Source organism: Dyadobacter sp. (assembly GCF_051859145.1).
Lineage (GTDB): Bacteria > Bacteroidota > Bacteroidia > Cytophagales > Spirosomataceae > Dyadobacter.
The window spans coordinates 1-2,404 of the sequence record NZ_JBHYGF010000497.1; the positions used below are offsets into that span (position 1 = coordinate 1).

Annotated in this window: 1 protein-coding gene; it reads right to left on the reverse strand. The window is 46.8% G+C overall.

The window, feature by feature from the left end; translation table 11 throughout:
• Positions 1-2,214 (reverse strand): DUF1549 domain-containing protein (locus ACTIE6_RS22685; RefSeq protein WP_439558802.1); only part of this gene is annotated, 2,214 nt, incomplete at its 3' end.
• Between the last annotated feature and the right edge of the window lie 190 nt (positions 2,215-2,404).

Below are 2,404 nucleotides of genomic sequence, written 5' to 3' on the forward strand. Positions count from 1 at the left end.
AATCAACCCGCTGCAAGCCAGTGCCTGATCACGTACCTGCTCGGCACTCAGGCGCACACGCGGCCCGCGCGAAATCCAGATATTGTAGGGGTCTTTTTCCAGCTTTTCTTCATTGGCCTTGGAGCTTTGCCGGTAGGTCGACGACATCACGATCGTTTTCAGCAGCTTTTTGATACTCCATTGATCTTCTTCCATAAACTTGACTGCCAGCCAGTCAAGCAGTTCTGGATGAGTGGGCTGTGCGCCCTGGGAGCCAAAGTCTTCCACAGTTTCAACAATTCCTTTTCCAAACAGCTGTTCCCAGAAGCGGTTTACAATCACCCGGGAAGTCAACGCATTGTCACGGCTCACGATCCATTTTGCTAAACCAAGCCGGTCGCGTGGCGCATCCGCGGGAAGAGGTGCCAGGAGTTTTGGTACATTAGGCTGCACCTCCGCACCTTTCACCATCCAGTTCCCGCGTACAAAAACATGGGTTTTTCTCGCAAAATCCCCTTTACCTTCCCAGATCACGGGCATACTTTCCGTCTGGTGCGTCAGTAGTGTTGCATAGTCAGCTACTATCTTCTGGTATTCAGGCTTTCCTATTCCAGGTAATGCTTTTTGAAATGACATCCAGGTAATCTTTACCCACTCTTCCGGAGCTTTGGGACTATTAAGTGTGAGATAAATGTCATGTTTACCGGCTGTTTTTACCAACGGCGCAATGATCACCGAATCTCTCGCTGGTACCTTAATTTCAGATATCACCGGCCCGTCTATCTTATCTAAATGAAGCGAAAGCACTGCATTTTCCGCCTTAGTCGCGATGTTCATCACCACGTTGTCGGCATTTGTCAGGTTAACCTGTGAAATGCGGGCATTTCCATTGTTTTTTACACCATAATAAGAGATAGTCAGTACGGTAGACTGGTCGCCTTTTACAAAGTTGTGGGCATTGATCTTCGGCTCCATAACTTTCATAAACTGCGTAACCTCAGGCAACTGCTCCGGCTTGTTTTGCCTGATCCAGCTTTTTACGCGCTCCACCCGCATTGAATCTTCACCTTTATAAAACCGTAGCTTGGGCCATTCATCCCACACATCTTCATCGCGTGTATTGTTGAAAAATGCCATGTACTTATAGTAGTCTTCCTGCGGAATGGGATCATAAGGGTGGCTGTGGCATTGAATGCAGGCGAAAGTGGTACCCTGCCACACTTCCCAGGTTGTATTCACGCGGTCAATCTGCGCAGCTGTACGAAACTCTTCATCGTCGGTACCACCCTCATTGTTCGTCATGGTATTCCGGTGATAGCCGGTGGCGATCATATTGGCTTCGAGCGGGAAACCGTCTTTGTCCTTTTGCAGTAAATCTCCTGCGAGCTGCTCAATCGTAAACTGGTCAAAAGGCTTATCCTGATTAAAGGATTTGACCACATAATCGCGGTAGCGCCACATAGAGCGGCCGCCATCGCTCTCGTATCCTTTTGTATCGGCATACCTGGCAAGGTCCATCCACATGGAAGTCCACCGCTCACCATAGGCAGGCGATTTTAGCAGACGGTCAACTACTTTTTCGTAAGCATTTTCGGATTGGTCATTTACAAAATCAGCAACCTGCTTTTCGGTAGGAGGCAGGCCCGTCAGGTCCAGACTTACGCGGCGGATCAATGTGGCACGGTCGGCTTCGGGAGATACTTTCAGACCTTTGTCTTTGAGTTTATCTAAAACAAAATGGTCGATCTCATTTGTTGCCCATTTACTATCACCTGTTTTTATCAATCCAAAAAGGTTACTGAAACCGTTGAGCGAGGGCACTTCCGGCTTTTCTATCTTTTTGTAAGACCAATGCGTTTCCCATTTGGCACCTTCATTGATCCATTTTTTAAGAATATCAACTTCCTGCTCATTGAGCGGAGTGCCATTCTTAGGCATTTTTTCGTCCGGATCGTTGCTTAATATCCGCCGGATCATTTCGCTTGCATCCGCATCGCCCCGGACCACCGGGACCTTGCCTGATTTGCCGGGTTCCAACATTTCATGCTCAAAAAGGAAACTCACATCGCCTGCCTTTTTTACGCCGCCGTGACAGCCCATGCAATGCTTATTCAGAATGGGCTTTACATCGTTATTATAATCGACATTAGAATTGCGAGAGCCCGAAAGCCATAAAAAGGAAGATATAACAACGATCAGAGCTCCCGCGCCAATAAATATTTTGCTATTCAGCATCCCTTACCTATTCGGTTTGTTATAAACATCAATATAGCGAATTAACCTTTAAAAGTATTTATGGTCAGGGGTTTACTTAAAACTGCATTCGCGTGAGTTTAAAGCGTGTATTGTATCCGATTTTGAATGCAGGTGTTTCGCAGTGATGTATTCAGTTCATATTGTGTTTGATTAGGATCGGATACTTTCC